The following is a 23,179-nucleotide window of genomic DNA, read 5'->3' on the forward strand; positions in this document are numbered from 1 at the left end:
CCATGCTTATTTAGCTGACACGTCGATGTCACCCAGATACTTCTTCGCGAACTTCGCAATCGTTCCGTCGGCCTTGAGCTTCGCGATTGCTGCGTTCAGGCGCTGTTTCAACGCGTCGTCGCCCTTGCGAATGCCGAACGCAATGCCGCTGCCCAGGATCTTGTCGTCGCTGACGGGGCCGCCGGCAAAGCTGTATCCCGCGCCGTCCGGTTTCGACAAGAAGCCCGTTTGTCCGGCTGCCGAGAGTACGAGCGTACCGTCGAGACGGCCGGCCTTCAGATCCGTATAAGCCTGGTTCTGATCCTGGTACGGCACGACATTCACGCCCGCGTTCGCCCAATGCGCCTTGGCGAAACTTTCCTGGATCGAACCCTGCAGCACGCCGATGTTCTTGCCCTTCAGCGACGCCGGTGTCGACTCGAGACCGCTGCCCGTTTTCGCAATCAGTTGCGTGGGCACACGGTACACGACCGTCGTGAAGTCGATAGCCTGGCGGCGCTGATCGGTTGCATTCATCGCGGAATTGATTGCGTCGAATTTGCGGCCTTGCAGGGCGGGGATCAATCCGTCGAACGAGGTCTCGACCCACACGCATTTCATCTTCGCCGTGGCACAGACCGCGTTGCCGACATCGATATCCAGCCCTTGCAGTTCACCGGACGCCGCCTTCGATTCGAATGGCGGATATTGCGCTTCCACGCCGTAGCGCAGGGTGTCGGACTCGGCTGCGTGCGCCGCGGTCGTGCATAGCGAGGCCGCCAGCAGCAGTGAAGCCGTCAATGCGTGAGCAGTTTTCTTCATGAGCGTCTCTCTATTGGTAGAAATTGAATGGACTTGAAACCGGCATCAAACTGCACACAGGCGGCGCGCGCCTTCCCGCAGTGTGTCGTCGTCCTTGGCGAAGCTGAGGCGGATGATGCGGTTATCCGTGCCGTCGGTATAGAACGCCGACAACGGAATTGTCGCGACGCGGGTTTCGCGAATCAGGCGCAGCACGAAGTCGCTGTCCGATTCATCGGAGAACGCGCCGAAGCGCGCGAGCATGAAGAAGCTGCCTGCACTCGGCAAGAGTTCGAAGCGTGAACCGGCCAGCGCTTCGGCGAGCAGATCGCGTTTCTTCTGATAGAACTCGCCGAGCCCGAGATAGCTCGATGCGTCGCCGAGCGCTTGCGCGAATGCGATCTGCATGGGGGTATCGGCGGCGAAGGTCATGAACTGGTGGACCTTGCGGATCTCGTTGGTCAGCTCGGCGGGCGCGAGCGTGAAACCCACACGCCATCCCGTCACGTGATACGACTTGCCGAACGACGACACGATCACGCTGCGCTCGGCCAGCGCCGGATAACGCGCCATGCTGTGGTGAATGGCGCCGTCGAACACAACGTGTTCATACACTTCGTCCGACAACACGATGATCTTCGAATCGCGCGTCAGTGCCGTGAGGCGATTGATGTCTTCAAGGGTGAACGCACTGCCGGACGGATTGTGCGGAGAGTTGATGATGATCATGCGCGTGCGCGGCGTGATGGCCGCAGCCACCTCATCCCAGTCGATATGAAAGTCCACCGGCGAGAGCTTGATCGCAACCGGCGTTGCACCCTGCAATTGCACGATGGGCCCGTAGCTGTCGAATGACGGTTCGAAGTAGATCACTTCGTCGCCGGGATGCACGAGCGCGCTGATCGACGCGTACAAGCCTTCGCTGGCGCTTGCCACCACGGTGATTTCGCTGCCCGGGTCGTAGGCGGCGCCATAGAGCTGATGCGTTTTGAGCGCGAGGGCTTCGCGCAGCGCCGGCACGCCGGACATGGGGGCGTACTGGTTATGCCCGGCGCGCATGGCTTGCGCCGCGTTGTCCACCAGCTTCGGATCGCAGGCGAAATTCGGGGCGCCTTGCGAGAGATTCAGCGCCTGATGTTCCTCGGCGAGCTGGCCGATCACGGTAAAAATGGTCGTGCCAACATTGGGCAGCTTCGACGCGGGGGTCCAGGCACTTTTCACGACGGTCGTCTCCGGAGGAGTGAAATCAAGTATCGATTGTCATTCGACTGCAGCAATAAAGCGCGGACAATCGAAAGTTTGTCATACTAGCCATGAATCCAGATCATGGCTTACGAGACCCGACAATGAAACCGCTGCCGTCTTTGGATGTACTCAAAACCTTTGCGGTCGTGGCGCAGCGGCTGAACTTCACCCGTGCCGCGGACATTCTCAACATCACGCAAGGCGCCGTCAGCCGGCAGATTTCCGGGCTGGAGGCGCATCTGGGGTACGCGCTGTTCGTGCGCCAGGCGCGCGGTCTTGCGCTCACGCCCAATGGCGCGATGCTGCTCGCGCCTGTCCAGCAGGCGCTGGCGCAGATTGCGGAGGCGCTGGAGCGTAGCGGGGCGCAGTCAGGCACGTTGCGGGTGAAATGCCCCACTTGCGCAATGCGCTGGATTTTGCCGCGTGTGATCCGTTTGCAGAATGAGCGGCCGGAGCTGGTCATCGAGGTGACGGCGGCGGTGTCGCATGGGGTGGAGTTCAACGCCGAGCAGTTCGATGCCGCCATCGTGTTCGGCCAGCCGACGTTAAAGGGCGTGAGTTCGCACCATCTGTTCGACGAGGTGCTGACGCCGGTGTGTGCGCCCGGTCTATGGAAGGCGCGGCGGGTTGGCGCGGCGACGCCGGACGATCTTGCCGATCAGACCCTGTTGCATCCGACACGCGACAGGCGGGACTGGCTGAGGTGGCTGGACGCTTATGGATATAAAGGGTTGCCGTCGGCGAAAGCGCAGCACTTCGATACGCTCGATCTCGCCATTTCGTCCGCCATGCAGGGATTGGGCGTGACGATCGGAGATGTGTCGCTGATCGAGGAGGACTTGCGGGCGCAGCGGATCATTACGCCGTTTTCGCTTTGTGTGCCCAGCGGGGCGTCGTATTACCTGATCTATCCGGAGCGGCCGGCCCCGTCGACGGTCCTGCGGGAGTTTGCCGAATGGCTTGAGGGAGAGGCTGCGGTGACGAGGGCGAATCTTCTGGCGTACATGAGCCGGTGAGTTTTGTGTCGCACGGGGGGGAGCAGGTCCAGGACCAGGACCGGACACCCCGCCCCCCCACGTCCGTTAAATCCTACGTCCCGTTCTTCGTCACGATGGGCACCCAGGCTCCGCCCTTGACCTGATACATCGTCGATGATGCATTTTTCAACGCGCCGTTGTTGTCGAAGGCAATCGTACCGGTAATGCCCGGGAACGAAATAGTCTTCAGCACCGGACGGTACACGTTCGGATCGATGGAATTCGCCTTTTGCATGGCATTGATCGCGGCCCACGCAGCGTCATAACCGAACGGCGAATACGAGAGAATCGCCACACCGAAATGCTTCTGGAATTTCTCGGCGAACGCCTTGCCCTGCGGCAACTTCTCCAGCGGACTGCCGTATTCCCATGCCATCGCGCCATCGGCCGCATCGCCGGCAAGCTTCAGGAAATCCGCGTCCATCACGCCGCCGCCGCCCACGAACTGCGCAGTAAGACCAAGCTGTCTCATCCGTTTTGCCACCGCCGCGGCTTGCCGGTCGAGGCCGCCAAAGAAGATCAGGTCGGTGCCCACGCCCTTCAGCGCCGTAAGCTGGGCACTGAAATCGACGGTCTGGTTATCACTGTACTGACGCGCGACGATGGTGCCGCCCGCCGCCTTCACCGCTTTCTCGAACTCATCGGCTTCACCCTGGCCGAAGGCCGTCCGGTCGTCGATGATCGAGATCTTCTTCGCCTTCGTCACCGTTACGGCGTAGGTACCGGCAGTACCTGCGTTCTGGGCATCGCTTGAAATGACGGTGAAGACGTTGTCGAAGCCTCGCTGCGTGATGGTCGGATTGGTCGCGGCAGGATCGATCACCGGAATGCCGGCGGTCTGGTAGACCTGCGACGCCGGAATCGTCGTGCCCGAATTGAAGTGGCCCACCACTACGGCCACGCCACCATCGACCAGTTTCTGCGCCGCCTGCACCCCGATCCGCGGGTCGGCCTGATCGTCTTCCGCCTGGATGACAAAGTTGGCCGTCTTGCCGCCAATCTGGATCTTCTTCGCGTTCGCTTCATCCAGCGCCAATTGCACGCCGTTCTGCAGGTCCTTCCCGTAACCGGCGTTCGCGCCCGTCAGCGGGGCGGCAAAGCCGACCTTGACGTCGAACGTGTCGGCAGCGGCGGACAGCGGCAAACCGCCCAGAGTGGCGGCAGCACACGCAAGGATCCAGGCAAGCGGTTTGATGCTTGTTCGAAGATGCATTGTTGATTCTCCTTCGGGGTTGGACAGGTCCGGCGAGCAGGGCAATCAGCTTCCGCTTTCGCTTCTTGGTTTTATCTACAGGTTTTCAACTCCGTTTTCCCGATACACGACTGCACTGAGGGCACGCTTGCAAGCAAGACGGGGTTTGCTCGTGCGCGCCGTCATTATCGTGTGGACGAAAAAGACGGTTGAGCTTGTTCAACGAACTCGCTGGCGACCAGCAGGCAGATGCAATTTAGGAAGCCAAATTAGTGGCGTCTTGGCAGTTCGTCGCATTGGCAATGCGGATTTCGGCATAGCGGGTTTAAGCCGATTGCCGAAGCTCGTTTAAGCCGCACTGCCACCGGTCTTGATGCGCTCAGTCAATACCCTGATGCGGGCGATTACCTACCCGGTTTGACCCTGAAGATTGCGGCACAGGCTGAACCGGGGTACACGGCCAATGCCCGGGATCATCCAGCCATCTGAAAATATCAAAAACATTACTTAATAATTTCAAATAAGGAGGTTAACAAGACGTAAGAAACGGCTTCTGTAAGGGGATTTTCACCTCGATGTAATTATAATGAGAATCGTTCTCATTTATATTGACGTTCACACATGGCGTGGGTAGGATTCGCTTCGCCGGTGCCTTCTGGATGGTGGCCCGGAGGACGTTTCAACGCTGATTTGCGGGGTTTTTGCGTGCGTTGTCGCAACGTCCTTAGAACAATCAACACGACGCGTTAGAGCCGTCGCAACAAGACAGAGGATTTCGATGCAACCCGTCCAGCTCGCTCCGCGCGAATCGCGCGCTGAATCGCGACACGATTCACGCCCCGACGCGACCCTGCGCGCTGCCATCAAGCGCCGTGGTGCGCCTTTCCGCCGGGCGGTGCTCGGTACCAGCCTGGCGTTGTTCGCGCTGGTGTCATCGGCGACATTCTCGGCGGCATATGCCGCGGGCGAGCCGGCCAACCCGGACGCCGCTCCCTCCGACGCACCCGAAGCCGACCTGAACATCCAGGCTCAACCGGCGGGTCAATGGACCGGCGTATGGGGCCGTTCGACCCTGTTCGGCGACATGGGCGGCATCCGCTCATTCCTTGGCCAGTACGGCGTGACGCTGCAGGCAACGGAAGTATCGGAATATCTCGACAACACGCGCGGCGGCCTGAAAACCGGCGGCACCTACGACGGCCTGACCACCGTCACCCTCGGCCTCGACACGCAAAAGGCCTTCGGCCTGCCAGGCGGCACGTTCAACGTGAGCGCGCTGCAGATTCACGGTCGTAACCTGAGCGAGTACAACCTCGGAACGCTGAACACCGCGAGCGGGATCGAAGCGCAGGACACCACGCGCCTGTGGGAGCTCTGGTATCAGCAGTCGTTCCTGAACAAACGCGTGGACGTGAAGGTCGGCCAGCAAAGTATTGACCAGGAATTCATGGTCAGCAGCTACGCGGCCACGTTCGTGAACACCATGTTCGGCTGGCCCGGCCTGCCGTCCTACGACATGCCCTCGGGCGGCCCGGCTTATCCGCTGTCCGCACTCGGCGTGCGCGTGCGCGGCCAGATCACGGGTTCATTGACGGGGCTCGTGGGTGTGTTCGACGGCAATCCGCTCGGCAACAACCTGAACAATCTCAGCGGCACGAATTTCAACCTGCATAACGGCGCGCTGTATATAGGCGAGTTGCAGTACTCGATCAACCAGCCGGCGGACGGCGATATGGTCGGCGTGCCGCAAACCGGCTTGCCCGGTACGTACAAGATCGGCTTCTGGTACAACAACGAACGTTTCGCCGACCTGAGCACCGACAACACCGGCCTGTCGCTCGCGAATCCGCTGAGCACCGGTACGCCGCAAACCCATAACGGCAACTACAGCTTCTACGCCGTTGCAGACCAGATGATCTGGCGTCCGAACCCCGACGAACCGCGCAGCATTGGCGTATTTGCACGCGTGATGGGTGCGCCGGGGGACCGTAACCTGGTGAGCTTCAGCGCCAATGCGGGCATTGTGATGAAAGCCCCGTTCGCCGGCCGCGACAACGACAGCGTTGGCCTCGGTGTCGCCTATATCAAGATCGGCAATGCCACGCACGATCTCGATCTCGCGACTGCTGCGCAACTCGGCAGCCCGTACGGCATCCGCACGCAGGAAACCGCGCTCGAGGCGACCTATCAGTACCAGGTCAACCCGTGGTGGGTCATGCAGGGCGACCTGCAGTACACCTTCAACGCGGGCGCCGGCCAGAATCCGAGCGATCCCACGCAGCCGCTGCGCAACACGTTCGTCGTCGGCGTGCGCACTACCATCACTTTCTGATCGGCGTGATCTTGAACGCACGCACCCGAGGTTTTTGTATGAAACAACTTATCAAATCCAGAGCGCTGTCGGGCATTGCATCAGCCGCGTTGCTGGTTAGCGGTCTGGTCAGCAGCGTGGCGCACGCTGCGCCCATCGGCTTTCTCGAAACGCTGCACAAGCACACCACGCTGATCAACACCGTGCCGTCCAACGGCGACCAGAACCCGTATGCGATCGTGGTCGCACCGGTATCGTCAGGCACGGTCAAGCAGGGCGACGTGCTGGTCGGCAACTTCAATAACTCCGCGAACCTGCAGGGTACCGGCAGCACGATCATCAACTATCATCCCGATACCAAGGAGATGACGGTGTTCGCCACCGTGCCGCGCGACCTGAAGGACTGTCCGGGCGGTATCGGCCTCTCCACCGCGATGACCATGCTGAAGTCGGGCTGGGTGATCGTCGGCAGCACGCCAAGCAACGACGGCACGACCGGCACCAAGGGCGCGGGTTGCCTGATCGTGCTCGACAACCAGGGCAAGGTGGCGTCCACCATCGTGAGTCCTAACATCAACGACCCGTGGGGCAACATGGCGGTCGTCGATAACGGCGATCACGCCACGCTATTCGTCAGCAATGCGGGCTTCGGCGTGGGCGGCGCGGCCGGCAATCCGCCGGTCTTCAAGCAGTCCACCATCCTGCGTCTTGACCTCGATATCCCCCAAGGCAAGGCACCGGTGGTCAAGCAGGAAACGGTGATTGCCAGCGGTTTTGGCGCGCAAGCCGACAAGGGTGTGTTCCTGATCGGACCCACGGGCCTGGCGTTGTCGACGGACCAGAAGCTGCTGTACGCATCCGATGCCATCGGCAACCGCGTGACCGAGATCGATGAACCCATGACGCGCGATACCAGCGCGGGTGTCGGCCGCGAGTTGACCGCCGATGGTTTCCTGCATCGCCCGCTCGCCATGGTGACGGCGCCCAACGGTCACTTGCTGGTCACGAATGCATTGAACGGCCAGGTCGTGGAAATCGATCCGGCGACAGGCAAGCAACTGTATGCACGCTGGATCGATACCGACAAAGCGCAATCGCCGCCGGGTAATGGTGATCTGTTCGGCATCGCGATGACGCCTGAAGGCGATGGTTTTTACTACGTACAGGACGATGTCAATACGCTGGTCCTGGCGAAGTAAAGCGAAGCAGGTAGTCCTTGGCAAAGTGAAGTAACTGGCATAGCAGACGACATCATGGAAAACGATCAGGATCCACCGCGCCGCCGCTTTCTTAAAGCGGGTGTTGCCGCGGGTGCGGCATTAGGCGCGAGTTCAGTCGCGCACGCCGCGACGGTGACAAGCCTCAAGCAGTCGAAGCAACCCGTCGACCCCATGCTCGTGGTCGAGCCGTTCTTCGGCGAGCACCAGGGGGGTATCGTCACGCCGCAGCAGAGCCACACGTATGTGGCGTCGCTCGATCTCACCACCGATAAACGTGAAGACGTGATCGGTCTCCTCAAAACATGGACGGACGCGGCGGCGCGCATGTCCCGTGGCGACACGGCCAAGCCCTTGCCCACCGACGACAAAGCCGCACCGGATTCCGGCGATGTCCTCGGCCTGGGTGCAGCGGGCCTGACGATCACGTTCGGTTTCGGTCCGGGGCTCTTCACGCATGAAGGCAAGGACCGCTACGGTCTGGAGAAGCGCCGGCCCGCCGCGCTGGTCGACTTGCCGCGTTTCAACGGCGACCAGTTGCTGCCGCAAAAAACCGGTGGCGACATCCTGATCCAGGCCTGTGCCAACGACGCCCAGGTCGCGTTCCATGCCGTGCGCCAACTTGCGCGCATGGGCTATGGCATCGTGGCCATGCGTTGGGGTCAGGCAGGGTTCCTCTCCGGTCCGCGTGGACAGACACCGCGCAACCTGATGGGCTTCAAGGACGGCACGAACAATCCGTCGACCGCGCAACCCGCGCTGATGAACCAGTTCGTGTGGGCCAAATCGTCCGATGCACCCTGGATGGACGGCGGCACATACACGGTCGTGCGCCGTATCCGCATCACGCTGGAACACTGGGACACCATGGAACGAGGGTTCCAGGAACAGGTGATGGGCCGCGAGAAATACAGCGGCGCGCCGATCGGCAAGAAGAATGAATTCGATGCGCTGGATCTCGATGCCGCTGACAAGGACGGCAACCAGGTGATCCCGGAAAACTCGCACGTGCGTTTGTCGAACCAGGCAACGAACAACGGTGCGCAGATCTTGCGCCGTTCGTATTCCTACAACGACGGTACCGATTTTTATATCGAGCGCTGGCCGCCATGGCGCCAGGAAACCGAGTATGACGCGGGGTTGATCTTCGTCGCGCATCAAAGCGATCCGCGCACCGGTTTCATTCCGATCAATGACCGGCTGGCGAAGTTCGACATGATGAACCAGTTCACCACGCATGTAGGCAGCGCGGTGTTCGCATGCCCGCCGGGCGTGCGGCCGGGTTCGTTTATCGGCGCGGGGCTGTTCGACGCGTGATGTGAAGAAAAGCCCAAGCTAAAGCACACGCCGGCGACAAGCCGGCGCACCAAACAAAAGGAATGACAGCAATGAACACCACACGCTCCCTGCCCGTGCTGCGCACGCTTTGCGGCATCGCGGTGCTGGCTGCCGCAGCGGCGTTGCCACTGAACTCGGAAGCGGCGACGCTGACCTTGTATAACGCGCAACACGAGCAGGTCGTGGCTGCGTTGGCGAAGGACTTCGAGAAGCAGACCGGCATTTCGGTGAAGGTCCGTAACGGTGAAGGCCCGGCCATGGCGGCGCAACTGGTGGCCGAAGGATCGGCTTCTCCCGCCGATGTCTACTTCACCGAGAACTCGCCGGAACTGATGTTGCTGGACGAGAAGGGCCTGCTCGCTAAAACCGATGCGTCCACGCTCTCGACCATCCCTTCGCGTTACAACTCGCCGCAGGGTGACTGGGTTGGCGTGCTCGCGCGTGAGAACGTGCTGGTCTACAACACGAAGAAGATCGATGCGGCCCAACTGCCGGCGTCGCTGATGGATCTCGCCAAGCCGGAGTGGAAAGGCAAGGTCGGCATTGCACCCAGCGACGGCGATTTCCTGCCGGTGGTGAGCGCGGTAATCGCGATGAAGGGCGAAGCGGACGCGCTGGCATGGCTCAAGGGCCTGAAGAAAAACTCGCAGATCTTCGATGACGACGAAGGTGTGGTGGCCGCAGTGAATCGCGGCGGCGTGGCGACGGGCGTGGTGAACAATTACTATTGGGCGCGCCTGCACGTGCAACTGGGCGACAGTGCGACCCGCAGTGCGATCTATCACTTCGGTAACGGCGACGTGGGCGCACTCGTGAACGTATCGGGCGCGGCAGTATTGAAGTCGAGCAAGAACCAGCAGGCGGCGCAGCAATTCCTCGCGTATCTGGTCAGCGAACGTGCGCAGGACCTGATGGCCAAAGGCCGAATCGCGTTTGAATATCCGCTGCATGCAGGCGTTTCTCCCGATCCGCTGCTCAAGCCTTTCGACCAGTTGAGCCCGCCGTCGTTGACGGTCGAACAACTCGGCGATGACAGCAAGGCCGCCAAGCTGATGCGTCAGGCCGGACTACTGTAAGCGCAGGAGCGTATGAGTGATGTCGTGAAGGCGGTTGGCGTATCCGCGCTGCCTGAACCCCGCAGCCGCAAACGCGCGCCGCGGGGTTTGCTCGTGGCGGCGGGATTGTGCGCGCTGCTGGTGCTGATGCCGCTCGCCTTTACGGTGTATCGCGCGGTGACCTTCGGCTGGGATGACGCCATCGAGCTGATTTTCAGGCCGCTGGTGGGCGAACTGCTCATCAATACGCTGTCCATCACCGTGAGCGCTACGCTCGTGGCAGGCGTGGTGGGGACGGCGGCAGCATGGTTTATCGAACGAACGCATTTACCCGGGCGGCGAATGTGGGCGGCTCTCACGGTCGCGCCGCTTGCCATGCCCGCGTTCATCACGAGTTATGCATGGGTATCGCTGAGCCTGGATTTGCAGGACTTCGCGGGCGCGTTGCTGGTGATTTCCACCGCGTATTTTCCCCTTGTCTATCTGCCGGTTGCCGCCGCCTTGCGCGGCATGGACCCGGCGCTCGAAGAAAGCGCCCGCTCGCTCGGTTGCGGGCGTATTGGCGTGTTCGTACGCGTGGTGTTGCCGCAATTGCGGCCCGCGCTGTTCGGTGGAATGCTGCTGGTGGCGCTGGGCGTGCTGTCGGAATTCGGTGCGTTCACGCTACTGCGCTTTCGGACCTTCACCACCCAGATCTACGCCGAATACAGGACGAGCTTCGACAGCAGCGGCGCGTCGGTGTTTGCGTGCATTCTCATCGCGATGTGCCTCTTCTGCCTTGCACTGGAAATGCGCGTGCGCGGCGGGGCGCGTTATGAACGCGTCGATCGCGGCGTGAGGCGTGCGGCATTGCGTTATGAACTCGGTGCGTGGCGATGGGCGGTGGTCGCCGCGTTTGTCGTGCTGGCGATCGTGACGCTGGGCGTGCCTGTCGGCATGATCGGTTTCTGGCTGACGCAAAGCGGGGCCGCCGCCATCACGCCAGCGGAAGTGTCACCGGAACTGCTGGTCGAATCGACGTTGTCATCGATAGGTTATGGCTGCGCCGCCGCGGTCGTCACCACGCTCGCGTGCGTGCCGCTCGCGTTCCTGCTGGTCCGTTTTCCCAGCAGGATTGCGACTACATTCGAACGTATCGTGTTCCTCGCCCAAGGGTTGCCGAGCCTCGTGGTCGCGCTGGCGATCGTGTCGCTGGCCGTGCACGCGTTGAGGCCGCTGTATCAAAGCGCCGAGCTGCTGGTCGTGGCCTACGCCATCCTGTTCTTGCCGCTTGCGCTGGTCAGCGTGCGCGCGGCGTTCACGCAGGCGCAGCCGCGTCTGGAAGAGACCGCCCGGTCGCTCGGCCTGAGCTGGCGGGAAACCGTGCGGCGCGTGCTCTTGCCGCTCGCGGGCCCGGGCCTGGGCGCCGGCGCCACGATGGTCTTCATCTCGGTCGTTACCGAACTCAATTCCACGTTATTGCTGTCTCCCAGCGGCACACGTACGCTCGCTACTCAAGTGTGGATCGATACGTCCACGCTCGCGTTTGCCGCCGCTGCGCCGTACGCGGCATTGCTCGTGGGCATTTCGCTGGCTGCATCGATCGCGCTGTTCACGTTGCTCGGGCGATCGGCGATGGCGGGGCGTGCGGCTGATTTAAAAGCAGGACTACAAGCAGGACTACAGGCCGGTTCGCCGCCTGACAAGTAAATCGATATGAGCGAACTTCGCGTTACCAGCCTGACCAAGTCCTTCGATGGTCAACCCGTGCTTCATGGTGTCGATCTATCGGTGGAGCGCGGCACCCTGCTTGCTCTGCTCGGACCGTCCGGCAGCGGCAAGACCACGCTGTTGCGCGTGCTGTGCGGCTTCGAGCGGGCGGACGGCGGCACGGTCGAGATCGACGGCGTGCGGGTGGCCGGGCCGGGCATTCATGTGCCGTCCGAAGCGCGCCGGATAGGGTACGTGCCGCAGGAAGGCGCGCTGTTCCCGCATCTTTCGGTGGCCGACAACATTGTCTTCGGCTTGCCGCGGCAGCAGCGGCGGGCGCGGTATCGGGTGGACGAATTGCTGGCGCTCGTCGGTCTGCCGGCGGCCTATGGCGACCGGCCGCCGCAGGCATTGTCCGGGGGACAGCAGCAGCGCGTTGCGTTGGCCCGGGCGCTCGCGCCGTCGCCCTCGCTCGTGATGCTCGACGAACCGTTTTCTTCCCTCGATGCCGCATTGCGGATCGAAACCCGTGAAGCGGTGGCAAACGCGCTCGCGGCCACGGGCGCTACCGCGGTGCTGGTCACGCACGATCAGGCGGAGGCCCTGTCGCTCGGGCACGAGGTCGCGGTGTTATGGCGCGGCCGTCTCGTGCAGACGGATTCGCCGGAGGCGGTGTATCGGCGGCCGGTGTCGCGTGAGCTGGCGAGTTTTGTCGGCGACGCGGTGATCGTGCCGGGATCAATCGATTCCCGGAATTCGAAGCAGGTGATATGCGAGTTCGGCACCTTGCCGATCGCACGTGCGGTAGCCGGCAGCGATGTCGACGTGATGATCCGGCCGGAGCAGATCCGGATTGTTTCGGAACAGGGTTTGAACGGTGACGGCGTTCAGGCGGTGGTCGAGAAAGTCGTGTTCTATGGTCACGATGCCAGCGTCATGCTGCGCTCCCTCACGGGCGAGCGCGGCGTGCAGATTCGCGTGGCGGGGCATTCGCATCCGCGTGTCGGCGAGCGTATCGCGTTGTCGGTCGAAGGCGACGTCGTCGCCTTTCCCAAAGGGTAGCCGGGCTGACTGAGGGCCGGTTCGATGGCCGGCCATTCCCTTGATTTGACAAAGTGCATATGCACAAATATAATCGCGCTTATGACTATCGAAGATTTGTCCTATCTCGACTGCAACTGCTTCGCCATCCGTCAGGCGGGGCGGTTTGTCTCGCAGCTTTATGAGCGCCACGTCAGCCAGGCCGGCGTGACGGCGGCGCAGTTCACGTTGCTTGCAGCAATCCACCGGCGCCCGGGCGTGACCATGGCCGAACTCGCGGACGCCATGGTGATGGAGCGCACCACGCTGGTCCGGGCGCTGAAACCGTTGCAGCGCGACGGCCTTGTGAATGCCATTCAGCAGGACGCGAGCACCCGCGCTGTTGCGTTGTCGCTGTCCGACACGGGCAGAAAGACGCTCGGCGAAGCATCGTTGCGCTGGCGCGAGGCACAGCAGGAATTCGAGGACAAGTTCGGCCGGGAACGCGCCGCGGAACTGAGAAAGTCGCTGCTCGAACTGACATCGATGGAATGAAACAGTCGCCAGGCGTTTTTTTACCTCATAAAGTGCATATGCACAAAATAAATCGACATGGAAATCAAAGGGAACATCGCCGGAAGAAGTCGTGCGTCAGGTGCTCGAAGGAATCGAGCAGGGCAAGGTAGAGATTCTCTTCGATGAAGTCGGACGCAACGTGAAAGCGTCGTTGTCGTCGGCATCGCCCGCTTATCTCACGCCTGCCCACTAAGTTTTTCAGATTAATCTGGAGTGCAGAACCATGAGCCAACAACGTGAAATCGTACTGTGCCAGCCGGTCAGGACCGCGATCGGTGCGTTCAACGGCGCGCTGAAAGGCACGCCCGCGACGGACCTTGGCGCGGCCGTTGTCCGCGAAACGCTGCGGCGTGGCGGGGTCGCCGGGCAAGACGTGGATTCGGTCACCCTGGGTAACGTCATCCAGGCGGGCAACCGCATGAATCCGGCGCGCCAGGCGGCTGTGGACGGCGGCTTGCCGGTCTCGGTACCCGCGCTGACCGTGAACCGCGTGTGCGGCTCCGGAGCGCAGGCAATCGTATCGGCGGCGAACGAGATCGCCGCCGGTTTTACGCAGCTGGCGGTGGCGGGCGGCATGGAGAACATGGACCGTGCGCCGTATCTGCTCGACAACGGGCGTTTCGGGTATCGGATGGGCAACGCGGAAATCCACGACAGCATGTTGCGCGATGGTCTGGACGATGCCTTCTCCGGCAAGCACTCCGGCTGGCACACAGAAGATCTCGTGACCCAGATGGACATCACGCGCGAGGCGCAGGACCGCTTCGCCGAGCGCTCGCAGCAACGTTTTGCCGCAGCTCAGGCGAAGGGCTGGTTCACGGCGGAGATTGTCGGCGTGGAGGTGAAGGCGGGCAAGCAAAGCGTGGTCTTCAATACCGACGAACAGCCGCGCCCCGACACCACGTTCGCGACCTTGTCCAAACTGCGGCCCGCATTTCGCCCCGACGGGACAATTACCGCTGGCAACGCGCCGGGACTGAACAGCGGCGCAGCAGCCATGCTCGTGACGGACCGCGCGTTCGCCGAGCGCAAGGGGATCGAGCCATCGGTGCGGCTGGTCGCGTATGGCATTGCCGCGGTCGAACCGGGCATGTTCGGTCTTGGGCCGGTGCCTGCCGTGCAGCAGGCGCTGGATCGCGCGGGCTGGAAGCTGAGCGATCTTGAACGCATCGAGATCAACGAAGCGTTCGCCGCCGTTCCTATCGCGGTTGCACGCAAGCTGGGCCTGGCCGATGACGTCGTAAACCCCGAAGGCGGCGCGATCGCCCATGGTCACGCTATCGGCGCAACCGGTGCGGTGCTGGTCACGCGTCTTGCCCACGCGATGAAACGCGACGGACTTAAAAAGGCGATGGTGACGCTGTGTATCGGCGGCGGGCAAGGCATTGCGCTGGCGCTGGCGCTGGAAAGCGTTTGATCCGGGCGGGTTGAGCTCGCGGCTTCACGTAGCTTCACGTGCCTTCACGTGGGCCAGACACGAGTATCGGCAAGCGCGTTTGGGTTCGTGATTCAGGAGGGGTGCGTTAGCTGCGCAGGTCGCGAACCGGACGCCTTGTGGTGCGTTGCACAAGGCTGGTCCGTTGAAGCACGCGTCATGGCTTCCACGGCCCCCGGATCGCTCAGGATCGTCGAGCGAACGCGGTCCAGCGCGCTAAACCGACGAATAACGCGAAAAGTTGGCGGATTACAGCGATAGTCTTTCGCATGGGTGCGGGGTGCGGACAGTAAGGTGAAAGCTCGTTTGGCGGCGCGTCGGAATCGACTTGATCCGGGTGTCGCCATTCCTGTTTCCCGGAGTGCACGAGCTATGAGAATCCCCCTGTCCGCCGGCATTGCCGTGCTGTTCCTGAGCACCAGCGCGCTTGCGCAACAACCGCTTGCTTTTCCCATGCGCAGCCAGAGCCCCGCGCAAACCAGTATCGATACCGCGATGTGCTTCAGCTACGCCAATCAACATACCGGCGTGGTGATGGCGCGCGTGTCGCAGGCACCTGAAAAGCCGGTGACCACGAAGCCCGGTGCCGTGCATCCGGTTGCGGTGGCGGCGCCGTTGCCGTCGGCGATTGCGCCCGGGTCCGCGCCGGTTGCGGCATCGGCGGTGGAAGCGTCGGCGACGCCCACGCCAGGCGTGGCTGCGGACGCTCGGGCCGCCGCGCATGCAAGTTCGACTTCCGCAGATGCTCCGATGCCCGCGTTGCCCCCGCCTGAGCCGCCGATGGTCCAGTATTGGCGCTCGTATGGCGAGTGCATGACCGATCGCGGGTATATGGTCCGGTAAGGTTTTCGCTCGCGCCGGTGGACGGGTTTGCGGTTTTGGCAGGGCGGAGTTAGCGGTCTGAGTCAGTGCCGGGTTGCCAGGTTCTAGCGTTGGCGGTCTGAGTCAGTGCCGGGTTGCTGCTTTCGGCGTTAGTGGCCTGCCCGAGTAACCGTTCTCTTTGCCACTATTAGCCACTGCGCGTGGCGGCGCGTCGTTTCTTTGTCCAAAGCGACAAAGAAACGAAGCAAAGAAAACGCTTTAACCGCACTACCCTAAGTGTCCACAGCGTGCGGTTCCAATTCATGGGTGCCCCAAAAGCACGGTGCTCGCCAGAGCGGAGGATGTTTGAACCCCTCCTTCTCGCGAATCCTGACATGAACACGCTTCGCCACCAGTGCTCTCGGGCAAGCACGATCCGACCATGAAACCCGCCGCCCAATCAAACCCGCCTCCCGGATCAAACCCGCCTCCCGGATCAAACCCGCCTCCCGGATCAAACCCGCCTCCCGGATCAAACCCGCCTCCCGGATCAAACCCGCCTCTCAAGCATGTCAATTCCATGCCGGCCGCGTTACGCTATATTTCAGGAAATATAGCGTAACGAAAAAATACGACGTGCCTGCAGGGTATCCATAAACCGGTCAAACGAATTTGATTGACTACGTGTAACCAGTCGTTGCCCTTGGACGAACTAGCTAACAGACGCACAGTGAATGTTGGGGTCGATAAAACCCCGCCACATTCAAGACCCGGTTGAAACAGGCCGCATGCCTTCAAAAATTCATCACGTTTTTTCCGTTTCGATGGATTAAAGCCGTCATTGAAGTGTTCGCCTATCAGATGCCTAACCGCGGTTCCCTGTAGCGACCCGGAAGCCGATTCACACAAAGAACGGCCTTCCTCAGAGAGTTGGTTTTGTCCAGGAGTACATCATGCACACCCGGCGCCGGTTTATCTTTGCAGGCAGCGTCTTTGCCGCCGCGGCGTTTGCCGCGTTCAATCAACGTCGCGTATTGGGCGCGACGGGAACTAGCAGCAACGCCGACGAATCGTTCGAGGTCGTTCATCCCGACGACCAATGGCGCCGCCTGCTGTCTCCCGCTCAATACAACGTTCTTCGGCACGAAGGCACCGAACGTCCTTACAGCAGCCCTTTGAACGACGAACATCGCAGCGGCACGTTCGCGTGCGCCGGATGCCAGCTTGAGGTCTTTTCATCACGCACGAAGTTCGACAGCCACACGGGCTGGCCCAGCTTCTGGGCACCGCTAGAACACGCGGTCGGTACACGTGAAGACTTGTCTTTCGGCGTATCGCGCACGGAGGTGCATTGCCGGCGTTGCGGCAGCCATCTAGGTCATGTCTTCGATGACGGCCCCAAACCAACCGGCTTGCGTTATTGCATGAACGGCGTGGCAATGACATTCAAATCCGCCGCAGCCTGAGCCGGTGGCCTGGCCCGCGACACACGCTCCCGCACTGTTTTGCGTTGAACCTCGACCACCCAAATACCTATTAACCTTCACGCTCATGTTACTCATTGTCCTGGCTTATCTTGGCGGTGCGCTCACTATCCTGAGCCCCTGCATTTTGCCCGTGCTGCCGTTCGTGTTCTCGCGGGCAGATCAACCGTTCGTACGCAGCGGCCTGCCTTTGCTTGCCGGCATGGCGATCACCTTCGCAGCAGTCGCCACGCTCGCCGCGGTAGGCGGCGGTTGGGTGACACAGGCGAACCAGTATGGCCGTTGGCTCGCTGTTGCGTTGCTGGGCATCTTCGGCTTGACGTTGTTGTTGCCAAGCTTCGCCGAACGCCTGATGCGTCCGTTTGTCAGCGCCGGCAACCGGCTGTCCGAATTCGCCCAGGCCGACGGACAACAAGTCCGCGCGAGCTCGTCATTCCTGCTGGGTATTGCCACTGGTTTGCTATGGGCGCCGTGCGCCGGCCCGATTTTGGGCCTTGTGTTGACCGGCGCGGCACTGCGCGGCGCGAGTGTCGGCACGACGCTGCTGCTGGTCGCTTATGCGGCGGGGGCGGCGACGTCGCTGGCAGTGGCGTTGCTGATCGGCGGCCGCGTGTTCGCCGCCATGAAACGCTCGCTTGGGGCGGGCGAATGGATTCGTCGCGGTATTGGCGCTGCGATGCTGCTTGGTGTTGTTGCGATCTCGTTAGGACTCGATACCGGCGTGCTCGCGCGCGTGTCTACTGTGGCAACAGGCGGTATCGAACAGAAATTGGTGGACAAATTGTCGGGTAGTTCTACGCGGGCGACGCCTGCCCAGACCACCACGGCATCCAATGCCTCTGCGCCCGCGATGATGCGCGCAGCCGCGAGCACCGAGGCGCCGCTGTCGCTGCCGGTGGAGGGCGAACTGCCGTCGCTGTCCGGCGCCGTTCAATGGCTCAATTCGCCTCCGCTGACGGCGCAGGATTTGCGCGGCAAGGTTGTGCTCGTCGACTTCTGGACTTACTCGTGCATCAACTGTTTGCGCTCGCTGCCTTACGTTAAGGCGTGGGCGCAGAAGTATCGTGACCAGGGGCTGGTGGTGGTCGGCGTGCATGCGCCCGAGTTCGCATTCGAGCGCAACGTGGAAAACGTCAAGCGCGCGACGCACGATCTTGGTGTGGACTATCCGGTTGCCATCGATAACAACTACGCAATCTGGCGCGCATTTGGCAACCAGTACTGGCCGGCGCACTATTTCATCGATGCCAAGGGGCAGATCCGCTTCCATCACTTTGGCGAAGGTGACTATGCGCATTCGGAGCAGGTAATCCAGCAGTTGCTGGCGGAAGCCGGTCACGCGAATGCGGCTCCGAATGCGGCTCCGAATGTGGCTCCGGTCGTCAGCGACACAGCAGCGAACGGCGTGCAAATGGCCGCCGATAATACCGACATGTTGTCACCGGAAACCTATGTAGGCTATGAGCGTGCGGAGAATTTCGTGGATCGGGGCGGCGAGTCGCGCGACCGTGTTCACACGTATACCGCGCCTGCTCAACTCGCGCTGAATGAATGGGGTCTCGCGGGCGCATGGAAAGTGGGAGCGGAGGAAGCGTCGCTGGCGGCTCCGACGGGAACCATTGTGTATCGATTCCATGCGCGTGATTTGCATCTGGTATTGGGACCGGGAAAGGACAACAAGCCGGTGAGGTTTCGCGTCAGCATAGACGGCGCGGCGCCTGGCGACGCACACGGTACCGATGTCATGGCTGACGGCACCGGCACGGTCACGGAGCAGCGCTTATATCAACTCGTGCGTCAGTCAGGCGATGTAACAGATCACACCTTCACCATTGAATTCCTGGACCCGGGTGTCGAGGCATACGCGTTCACGTTTGGTTGATCAGAGAGCGGCGGGCAGCGGGCAGAGAGCCGTGAGCAGCGGACGCATGGCGCACGGTGTCACGCGTCGTTGAAGCGATAGATCAGCAGGCGGCCCTTATAGGCGGCGATGTCGTCGAAAGCGACTTGATCCAGCCGTTCCTCACGCATCTGGAAGCCGCGGTCGCCCATTTGGCGGTTGAACGCGGCGCGGTTGCCGCGGTCGGGGTCCACGATCCAGACCTCGGCTGCGGGCGACGCATGCAAGCCGATGAACGCTGCAAGGGTCGCGTTCGCATCGCGTTCATAGAGCAGGTCACTGCCCATGATCAGGTCGAAGCGGCCATCGACAATGCGGCGTCCCGACTCGTCTTCCAGGGTGTCTTCCAGTTCGGGGATGGACCAGTTGCCATGCCGGTATTTCATGGGCGGCAGATGGTTCAAGCGCAGGTTTTCTGTCAGGAAGTCCGCCGTCAGCGGATGGCAATCGCTGGCGGTGACGTCTGCACCCCGCCGGTGTCCGACGAGACTGGCCAGCGCCAGTCCGCAGCCGATTTCGAGAATGCGTTCACCGGTGAGGACCGGCCGCAGCGCGAGACGCGCGGCAAGATGCGCACCGGATGGCCACAGCATGCCGAACAGCGGCCACATGGCGGAGGAGATACCGATTCGCTCGGCGTCGCCGGCAGGGTCGGAGAATTGCTGAAGGTCCAGCAGCGAACGGATAATCAGGTCGTCAACGCCAGCAACGGCGATGTTTTGTTGCTTGGTCAGGTAACCGGGCATCAGGGGGGCGCGAAGTGAAGCCGCGCGGGGAACGGGGACGTAGTATGCGCTAGTTCGGGAATCTGCCGCCTAGATTGGTCTGACGAATCCCCCGGTGCACGGCCTTTCGGAGCCCGTTGGAGACGGCCCTCTTGCGTGCATTCCAGTCTGAGTATGACCTCAGCCTGACGCGTGCAATGTTGCGAAGCGCGACGTCTAGCCTCTGGCAGTTCCTGCCTGAACGATCACCTGCACGAGCACTTCCAGTTGACCGTCGACTTCTTCCTGCGAAACCTCGAAGAGGTCAAGCACTCCCATACCTCGCAAGCTGGCAAAGACAAATCCCGCGAACTGCTGCGGCTTCGGATGCCGGGCTGCAACCTCTGGAAAGTAGGTAATGAAGCGGTCGAAAAAGACCGGGTCCGAGCGGGCGCGGTTCGCGTCAATCCTGACGAATAACTCAGGCGATGCCTTGCATCCAAAGAACAGGCTCCACGCGGCGACGTAGCCGGGGGCGCCGTATATCGTCTCCCACGCTACCCGAACGAACGCACGCGCTCGTTCCTCGAGTGACAGTTCACTCGAGGGCCAAACCACGCCGTCGTCTGATAGCGGCGCCATGACTTCGTCTATTAACCGCTCCATCAGAACCTGTCGATTCGAGAAGTGATGTTGCACGGCGCCAAGTGTGACGCGGGCGCCTCGCGCGATCTCCTGAAGATTGGTCGCGCGGAAACCCTTTTTATGCAGCAATCGCATCGCCGATTGCACGATGCGTCGACGCGTAGCGTCACTGCGCTCTTCCTGTGTCCGGCGGGCGGCCGGCTTTCGGGAAGAACTTTCCTTGCTTGCGGTGTTTGCGGTGTTCATGAGTTCGCGGCCTGCGGAAACGAGTAGACGAAGTCTATTACAGCGGATGGCCAGACTGATGCCATTTTCCAACAAGGAAGGGTACGATAAAAACAAGTAACATTTATTTTTTATTGTTTTTTTCGAGCGCTTTTCCTATACTCGGCTTCACGGTAGCACGAGGCAGGTCTCCGAATAAATGAGCAGCGTTGGCCGTCCACATGTCGACCTCATGCCGTTCGCCATGACGTTGCAAGTCTCGCTGCGCCACAAAACATTAAATATTTATTGTTTTTACGATGTGGCTTGCCCGTTGATCTGGCCGCGCCGCTCGTGAGATGCCATCTCTTTTCTCATCAAGGAAATGCGTTTATGACCGCAGCCCCGACCGCCCCCGTCAGTTATCTCTTCACCTTTCGGTGCCCGGACCGGCTGGGCATCCTCGCGAAAGTTTCGAATCTCCTGTTCGAGCAGGGCGCGTTCGTCACTGAATCGTTCCACTATGGGGATCCCCAGACGCAGACCTTCTTCGCGCGCATGGTGTTTGACGACCACATCCTGAAGACGTCGGTTGATGGCTTGCGCACCATGATGGACGCACTGGCCACTGAACTCGACATGACGTTCTCGCTGCGTCAGGCAGATTACCGGCCGAAGGTCTTGATAGCCGTGTCGAAGTACGACCACTGCCTCAATCTGCTGCTGACAAAATGGCGTGCCGGCGCACTGGCCATCGATATTGTCGGTGTCGTATCGAATCACGGCGATTGCAGGAGTCTCGTGGAGTGGTACGGGATCCCGTTTCATCATTTCCCGATTACACGGGAAACCAAGCCACAGCAGGAAGCGCAGATCCTGGCGTTGTTCACGGGCACGGGAGCCGAGTTGCTGGTCCTGGCGCGCTACATGCAAATTCTCTCCGATGAAATGAGCCGTGCGCTCGATGGCCGCGCGATCAACATCCACCACTCCTTCTTACCGGGCTTCAAAGGCGCGCGCCCATACCACCAGGCGCATGACCGCGGCGTCAAGGTCATTGGTGCCACTGCGCATTTCGTGACTAGCGACCTGGACGAGGGTCCGATCATCGCGCAGGAAGTCAAGCCGATCGATCACTCCTACACGGCTGATGACATGGTGCTGGTCGGACACGACTCAGAAGCCATCGCCTTGGCCAATGCTGTCCGCCTCTTCAGTGAGGGCCGCATTTTCCTCAACGGCCATCGCACGGTTATTTTCTAAATACAGCGCAAAGAGGTCTCGCTTGGAAAACTATTCACTCTGGTCGCTCGCGAAACATGCGTTGAGCGGGCACCGTCGGTGGACCCCGGCGTGGCACTCCCGTGAACCGAAATCGCGTTACGACGTAGTCATCGTAGGCGGTGGCGGCCAGGGGTTGGCTACCGCGTACTATCTCGCGAAGAACCACGGCATCACCAATGTCGCGGTGCTCGAAAAAGGTTGGTTGGGCGGCGGCAACACGGGGCGCAATACAACTGCCATCCGGTCCAACTACTTTTACCCGGAGAGCACCAATTTTTTCGAGCGCTCGCTAAAGCTGTACGAAGGTTTGAGCAAGGAATTGAATTACAACGTGATGCTTAGCCAGCATGGCGTGCTGACGCTGGCTCACAGCCCTCATCAACTGGATGGCCTTGAACGCTGGTCCAACTCAATCCAGCTTCAGGGGATTGACGCGGAGATGCTTGACCTCGCGCAGGTTCGCGAATTCATGCCCTTGCTCGACACAAGCCCTGATGCCCGATATCCCGTTTTGGGCGGTTTCATTCAGCGTCGCGGAGGAGTCGCGCGCCATGACGCCGTTGCATGGGGGTACGCTCGCGGCGCCGACAATCTTGGTGTCGACATCATTCAGAATTGCGAGGTCACCGGCTTCAGACTGGGCGGCAATCGCATCAAGGGTGTCGATACGAAAAACGGCTTCATTGAAGCAGACAAAGTGGTCATTGCGGTGGCGGGTCATTCATCGGTCCTGGCTCGGATGGCCGGAGTGAATTTGCCCATTACGAGCGTGCCTCTTCAGGCCATGGTCAGTGAGCCAATCAAGCCGGTGCTCAGCGGGATTGTCATCTCGCCCCTCGTTCACGCCTACGTCAGCCAGTCCGACCGCGGGGAGATCCTGATGGGGGGGCGCGCTGATGCTTATCCATCGTATGGACAGCGGGGCACGCTGTCGGCGCTGGAAGAAACCGTCAGTGCGACCTTGAACCTCTTCCCAACGTTTAGCCGGTTGAAACTCATGCGGCAGTGGGCCGGGATAGTGGACATCTCGCCGGACTCGAGCCCTATCCTTGGCAAGACTCCGGTGACGGCCCTCTATATCAGCGCGGGATGGGGCACCGGCGGTTTCAAAGCCATTCCGGTCGGCGGCGAAACGCTGGCGTACACAGTTGCGAATGACCGGGCGCACCCACTCATCGAGCCGTTCGGCATGGACCGTTTCATTACGGGCCGCTTCGTCAATGAAGCGGCGGCCGCGGGCGTCGAGCACTAAGCGAGAGAAA

20 protein-coding genes are annotated in these 23,179 nt (G+C 61.3%); 15 read left to right on the top strand and 5 right to left on the bottom strand.

Features of this window, described 5'->3' with window-relative positions; genetic code table 11:
• Positions 1–6 precede the first annotated feature (6 nt).
• Positions 7–801, bottom strand: a complete 795-nt coding sequence (locus ABH944_RS21360; protein ID WP_404608634.1) for an ABC transporter substrate-binding protein — start codon at positions 799–801, stop codon at positions 7–9.
• A 45-nt stretch (positions 802–846) separates the two neighbouring features.
• On the bottom strand, positions 847–2,001 hold the full coding sequence (locus tag ABH944_RS21365) for a methionine aminotransferase (RefSeq protein WP_404608632.1): 1,155 nt from the start codon (positions 1,999–2,001) through the stop codon (positions 847–849).
• 125 nt (positions 2,002–2,126) lie between these two features.
• On the opposite strand from ABH944_RS21365, the gene ABH944_RS21370 reads away from it, so the two are divergent.
• The gene (locus tag ABH944_RS21370; RefSeq protein ID WP_404608631.1) at positions 2,127–3,041 is read left to right on the top strand and encodes a LysR substrate-binding domain-containing protein; all 915 of its coding nucleotides are present in this window, start codon (positions 2,127–2,129) and stop codon (positions 3,039–3,041) included.
• A gap of 73 nt (positions 3,042–3,114) precedes the next feature.
• On the opposite strand, the gene ABH944_RS21375 is transcribed toward ABH944_RS21370, so the two are convergent.
• Positions 3,115–4,275, bottom strand: a complete 1,161-nt coding sequence (locus tag ABH944_RS21375) for a branched-chain amino acid ABC transporter substrate-binding protein (protein WP_404608629.1) — start codon at positions 4,273–4,275, stop codon at positions 3,115–3,117.
• Between the two features lie 757 nt (positions 4,276–5,032).
• Between ABH944_RS21375 and ABH944_RS21380 the strand changes: the two genes are divergently transcribed.
• The 12 genes from ABH944_RS21380 (at position 5,033) to ABH944_RS21435 (ending at position 19,062) form a co-directional block, all read left to right on the top strand.
• Entirely contained in the window at positions 5,033–6,586 is a 1,554-nt protein-coding gene (locus tag ABH944_RS21380) for a carbohydrate porin (protein ID WP_404608628.1), read from the top strand.
• Positions 6,587–6,624: 38 nt separating this feature from the next.
• Positions 6,625–7,764, top strand: coding sequence for a hypothetical protein (locus tag ABH944_RS21385; RefSeq protein WP_404608626.1), 1,140 nt, complete (start codon positions 6,625–6,627; stop codon positions 7,762–7,764).
• 54 nt (positions 7,765–7,818) lie between these two features.
• Positions 7,819–9,099 carry an iron uptake transporter deferrochelatase/peroxidase subunit gene (efeB, locus tag ABH944_RS21390; protein WP_404608625.1) on the top strand — a complete coding sequence of 427 codons (1,281 nt, stop codon included), beginning with the start codon at positions 7,819–7,821 and terminating at the stop codon, positions 9,097–9,099.
• Between the two features lie 71 nt (positions 9,100–9,170).
• The gene (locus ABH944_RS21395) at positions 9,171–10,196 is read left to right on the top strand and encodes an iron ABC transporter substrate-binding protein (protein WP_404608624.1); all 1,026 of its coding nucleotides are present in this window, start codon (positions 9,171–9,173) and stop codon (positions 10,194–10,196) included.
• Positions 10,197–10,208: 12 nt separating this feature from the next.
• A complete protein-coding gene (locus ABH944_RS21400) occupies positions 10,209–11,864 on the top strand; it encodes an ABC transporter permease (RefSeq protein WP_404608622.1) in 1,656 nt (551 codons plus the stop codon).
• 6 nt (positions 11,865–11,870) lie between these two features.
• Positions 11,871–12,926, top strand: a complete 1,056-nt coding sequence (locus ABH944_RS21405; protein WP_404608621.1) for an ABC transporter ATP-binding protein — start codon at positions 11,871–11,873, stop codon at positions 12,924–12,926.
• A gap of 81 nt (positions 12,927–13,007) precedes the next feature.
• Positions 13,008–13,439, top strand: a complete 432-nt coding sequence (locus ABH944_RS21410) for a MarR family winged helix-turn-helix transcriptional regulator (RefSeq protein ID WP_404608620.1) — start codon at positions 13,008–13,010, stop codon at positions 13,437–13,439.
• Positions 13,440–13,530: 91 nt separating this feature from the next.
• Positions 13,531–13,653 carry a hypothetical protein gene (locus ABH944_RS21415; RefSeq protein ID WP_404608619.1) on the top strand — a complete coding sequence of 41 codons (123 nt, stop codon included), beginning with the start codon at positions 13,531–13,533 and terminating at the stop codon, positions 13,651–13,653.
• A gap of 30 nt (positions 13,654–13,683) precedes the next feature.
• Positions 13,684–14,877, top strand: coding sequence for a thiolase family protein (locus tag ABH944_RS21420; protein ID WP_404608618.1), 1,194 nt, complete (start codon positions 13,684–13,686; stop codon positions 14,875–14,877).
• 390 nt (positions 14,878–15,267) lie between these two features.
• Complete coding sequence (locus ABH944_RS21425) at positions 15,268–15,738, top strand: hypothetical protein (protein ID WP_404608617.1); 471 nt, start codon at positions 15,268–15,270, stop codon at positions 15,736–15,738.
• Between the two features lie 911 nt (positions 15,739–16,649).
• Positions 16,650–17,162 (top strand): peptide-methionine (R)-S-oxide reductase MsrB, encoded by a 513-nt coding sequence (msrB, locus tag ABH944_RS21430; RefSeq protein ID WP_404608615.1) that lies wholly within the window; start codon positions 16,650–16,652, stop codon positions 17,160–17,162.
• Between the two features lie 85 nt (positions 17,163–17,247).
• Positions 17,248–19,062 (top strand): cytochrome c biogenesis protein DipZ, encoded by a 1,815-nt coding sequence (locus ABH944_RS21435; protein WP_404608613.1) that lies wholly within the window; start codon positions 17,248–17,250, stop codon positions 19,060–19,062.
• 59 nt (positions 19,063–19,121) lie between these two features.
• Here the strand turns inward: ABH944_RS21435 and ABH944_RS21440 are convergent, their stop codons facing one another.
• Positions 19,122–19,826 carry a class I SAM-dependent methyltransferase gene (locus tag ABH944_RS21440; RefSeq protein WP_404608612.1) on the bottom strand — a complete coding sequence of 235 codons (705 nt, stop codon included), beginning with the start codon at positions 19,824–19,826 and terminating at the stop codon, positions 19,122–19,124.
• A gap of 195 nt (positions 19,827–20,021) precedes the next feature.
• Positions 20,022–20,675: a TetR/AcrR family transcriptional regulator gene (locus tag ABH944_RS21445; RefSeq protein ID WP_404608610.1), complete on the bottom strand. Its 654-nt coding sequence runs from the start codon at positions 20,673–20,675 to the stop codon at positions 20,022–20,024.
• Between the two features lie 351 nt (positions 20,676–21,026).
• On the opposite strand from ABH944_RS21445, the gene purU reads away from it, so the two are divergent.
• On the top strand, positions 21,027–21,896 hold the full coding sequence (purU, locus tag ABH944_RS21450) for a formyltetrahydrofolate deformylase (protein WP_404608608.1): 870 nt from the start codon (positions 21,027–21,029) through the stop codon (positions 21,894–21,896).
• A 22-nt stretch (positions 21,897–21,918) separates the two neighbouring features.
• Positions 21,919–23,169 carry a sarcosine oxidase subunit beta family protein gene (locus ABH944_RS21455; RefSeq protein WP_404608607.1) on the top strand — a complete coding sequence of 417 codons (1,251 nt, stop codon included), beginning with the start codon at positions 21,919–21,921 and terminating at the stop codon, positions 23,167–23,169.
• Positions 23,170–23,179 lie beyond the last annotated feature (10 nt).

Origin of the sequence: Caballeronia udeis (assembly GCF_044909315.1) — a bacterium.
GTDB classification, from domain to species: Bacteria; Pseudomonadota; Gammaproteobacteria; order Burkholderiales; family Burkholderiaceae; genus Caballeronia; species Caballeronia udeis_A.